General features: G+C 38.2%; 2 protein-coding genes. Both read left to right on the forward strand.

All coding sequences use genetic code 11. The features are described from left to right. Nucleotides 1–276 precede the first annotated feature (276 nt). Nucleotides 277–3,153: a type I restriction endonuclease subunit R gene (locus FTV43_RS14605; protein WP_179995769.1), complete on the forward strand. Its 2,877-nt coding sequence runs from the start codon at nucleotides 277–279 to the stop codon at nucleotides 3,151–3,153. A gap of 13 nt (nucleotides 3,154–3,166) precedes the next feature. Next, complete coding sequence (locus FTV43_RS14610) at nucleotides 3,167–4,051, forward strand: hypothetical protein (RefSeq protein ID WP_179995770.1); 885 nt, start codon at nucleotides 3,167–3,169, stop codon at nucleotides 4,049–4,051. The last annotated feature ends 197 nt before the right edge of the window (nucleotides 4,052–4,248 follow it).

Below are 4,248 nucleotides of genomic sequence, written 5' to 3' on the forward strand. Positions count from 1 at the left end.
CAACCTATCTTGGGAGCAATAGCGGTGATCGCAGCCCAATTCGATGGATAATCTTTCTCGGATTCAATCAATAATTGAACCGCTCTTTCTCTGATTTCAGGGGTATATTTTACTTTTTTCATCGGGAAATTCTCTCAGAAAGCTTGGTCTCCGACAAACCCGGTACGGTTCACAACTTAGTGAAAATAATGTTAACTGTAACATTATTCATTAGTTTGAAAAATTGAATAATTGATAGTGGTTTTAAGGTCTGTGTAATAAATATTGAGGGGAAAAATGACAGCACAAAGCGAAGCACAACTTGAAAATGAACTCATAGCACAACTAGAAGGCTTAGGGTTTGGTAGAGTCATTATTAAAGATGAAGCTCAGCTTGTGGCGAACCTCAAAGCTCAAATCGAAAAAGCCAACGGACTTTCAGCACTGTCTGAAGCAGAGTGGAAGCAAGTCATTAGCTTTCTCAACAACGGCACTGTATTTGAACGTGCTAAAAAGCTTCGTGATCAGTTCCCAGTGAAATTTGATAATGGGACAAGCAAGCATATCTTTTTCTTATCGGATGATCCGAGTAAAAACCGCTATCAAGTTACAAATCAAATTACTGTAGATCATCGTGACCATAATGGGCGTACCAGTCGCTTTGATGTCACGCTCTTGGTCAATGGTTTGCCTATCGTACAAATTGAACTGAAAAAACGAGGCATGGAGATTGCCGAGGCGTTTAATCAGACGCAACGATACACCAGAGAGGCGTATTGGGCAGGACAGGGCTTATTTCGCTTTATTCAGCTCTTTATTATCAGCAACGGCGCAAACACACGTTACTATTCCAACGGTACAAAACACATTGATTTCACCTTTCCGTGGGCAGATATCAACAATCAACATATCAATGAAGTGGTCGACTTTGCAGAGGTGTTCTTAAATCAACAGCATCTCACCAAAATGCTGACTCAGTTTATGGTGATTCATGAGACATCTAAAGAACTCATGGTGTTACGTCCATATCAAATTTACGCCGTAGAGAAGATTGTAGAGCAGGTTAGAAATACCAAGCAGAATGGCTATATTTGGCATACCACAGGCTCAGGTAAAACACTGACCTCATTTAAAGCCAGCCAAATCATCATGCAGATGCCTGATGTCGAGAAAGTTCTATTTGTCGTAGACCGTAATGATCTAGATACGCAAACAGCAAGAGAATTTAATGCCTTTAAAGCTGAAAGTGTAGACAGTACGGATAATACCTCGACCTTGGTGAATCAACTCGATCAACGTCACGATAAGCTCATTGTCACCACAATCCAAAAGCTCAATAAGGCAATCAGTACAGACCGCTACTTAGAATATATTGATTATCTCAAAGAGAAAAAAGTCGTTTTTATCTTTGATGAGTGTCATCGCAGTCAGTTTGGTGAAACCCATCAGAACATTAAAAAATTCTTTAAAAATGCTCAGATGTTTGGCTTCACGGGAACACCAATCTTTGAAGAAAACAGCTTATCGAAAGCAGGTTTAAAGCTCACAACAGACTACTTGTTTAATGAGTGCCTACATAAGTATGTGATTGTTGATGCCATCCGTGACCGTAATGTATTGCAGTTCCAGATTGATTATCGTGGCAAGTACACGGCGAAAGGTATGCAGACCAATGATCAATACGATGAAGATGTAGAAGGTATTGATACCAAAGAGCTGTATGACAATCCAAAGCGTTTGGAAATGATTGCTCGTTATATCGTGGATACACACGACAGGAAAACTAAAGATCGTGAGTTTACGGCAATGTTCTGTGTGAGTTCAGTCGATACATTGACTCAATACTATGAGCTGTTTGAAAAAGTCCAAGCAGAAAAGAAAATTGAGGATGAAGAACAAGGTCGATTATTCAAGCCATTAACTATTGCGACGATCTTTTCATATTCGGCAAATGAAGCTGTGCCCATAGAGGGGTTAAATGGTCTAATTGATGAAGAGAGTACTGATATCCCATCACAGGTGAATCAATCGAGTAGAGATAAGCTAGATCGCTATATCAGTCAGTACAATGGGCACTTTGGCACGAACTTTAACTCTGGTGATCGTTTCTATGCCTATTACCGTGATATTGCTGATCGTGTGAAGAAAAAGCAGATTGATATTCTGCTTGTGGTCAATATGTTCTTAACAGGCTTTGACTCAAAACCGTTAAATACGCTGTATGTGGACAAGAACCTTAAATATCATGGTTTGATTCAGGCATTTTCACGTACGAATCGTGTGTTTAATGATAAGAAGCCATTTGGTAATATCGTGTGCTTCCGTAATCTGAAACGAGCAACGGATGAAGCATTGGCTCTATTTTCTAATAAAGATGCCAAGAAAATTGTTCTTGTGCCGAGCTTTGATGAAATCAAAAGTGATTATGAGGATGCTGTCGCTAAGCTATTGGCTTTGACACCAGACTATAAGTCGGTTGATACGCTGATTACAGAAGAGGCTCAATTAGAGTTTATTAAGGCATTCCGTGAGGTGATGCGTTATAACGCTCAGTTACAGACTTTTGTAGATTATGACCAAGATGCCACGGCGTTAGATAAACAGCATTTTGCGAATTTTGCATCCAAATATAGTGATCTATGCCGTGAGGTCAGAAAGACCACCAAAAAAGAAAAAGTCTCAGTCTTAGATGATGTCGATTTCCAACTTGATTTATTACACAGTGACCGTATCAATGTGGGCTATATCCTCAATCTACTTCAAATGATGGTCGATGCGGATACTGAGGAAAAAAGTCAGAAATATAAAGCTCAGATCCATGACCTGATTGGTGGTGATGTTACTCTGCATGATAAGAAAGAACTGATTAATAAGTTTATCGAAGAAAACATGCCGAAAATGCTCAATGGGCAAAGTGTCAAAGATGCTTTTGCTGAGTATTGGGATGTGCAAAAAGAACAGGCATACCAGCATTTGTGCGAAGAAGAGAATCTGAAACCTGAAGTGATGAAAACAGTTTTGGATAACTATGAGTTCACCAAGCGTTTACCAAGGAAAGAAGAACTCAAAGACCTGCCCAACTTTAAAGTGAAGCTATTTGAACGAGAAAATGTCTTTAACCAATTGTGGGATAAGACAAGAAAGTTTATTCAGACGTTTTATACGGGGCTTTGAGTAGGTGAAGGCTATGCAAAATATTAATCCTCAAGTGGATGCATTACTTACTGATCCAGTGACAGCGAGCAAATATCTTTCTTACTTTGACAAAGATATTAAAAAACGATGTATTGAAAAAAGTGAACTCTTTGCACAAATTTTAATGTGTGATGAAGATGCTGAAATTAGACAGCTATGTGCAACGTATTATGAGTTTCTAGCTTTAAAACTTATTTCAGATGAAGATGCAATTGTTCGTTCAGGATGTGCAGAGAAATGGGAGTCCTGTGCTCGTTACTTATATCAAGATGAAAATGTGGATGTTCGCTGGGCATGTTTGAGCTGGAAGTCCTGTTACCCTTTAATTCTTAAAGCAGATGAAGAGGATGCAGATATTCTAAGAACAGTTGCATCAGAGTTAATTAGCTCTGAGGATATTGGATTACAGGCTATCGCTTCTGAAATTTTGCGAAATGAAATTGAGGAGGACGAGTATTTTGCTGAAGAGTGTTTTAGATCAGAAGTAAAAGAGTTAAGACTACTGTGTGCTCAGCATTCAAGAGAATACGCTTTGGCTTTGATTGATGATGAAGATGAAGAAATTAAAAGTGCGTGTATTGAAAGATTACTTGAGGAAAATGATTGGTATTGTTTAGATTCAGAAGAATTGGTGAGGCTATGTCATATAGATGAAAGATTGGCAGAGGCGATTTTAGATGATCATTTAGATGATTGGGATGTAAGATCAGCATGTGTTCAGCTTTATGAAAGCTGTGCAATTCGATTAATAGATGATGAAGATGAGGCTATAGCAGAGTATTCTCAATGTATTGTCTTAAATAGTAAAAATACCCATTTGAAGTTAAATGCACTGAAAGAATTCAATAATTATCATATAGTGTCAACGGCAATTTAAAACTGACCCCTTTTACCTTAAAACAGCAAAGTAAAATTGACCCCTTTGATGATTTATTAAGACTCAATTTGGAGGGCGTTCAAAATTCTGTGTCAGTAAATTTGACTAGATTTTAATTATATCATCTAATCGACCTTCAAAGTAAATGGATAATTGAGTAATCGTTTGTCCCCATTCCTGAATAGGCATTGTCCATT

Origin of the sequence: Acinetobacter sp. YH16053 (genome assembly GCF_013417035.1) — a bacterium.
GTDB classification, from domain to species: Bacteria; Pseudomonadota; Gammaproteobacteria; order Pseudomonadales; family Moraxellaceae; genus Acinetobacter; species Acinetobacter towneri.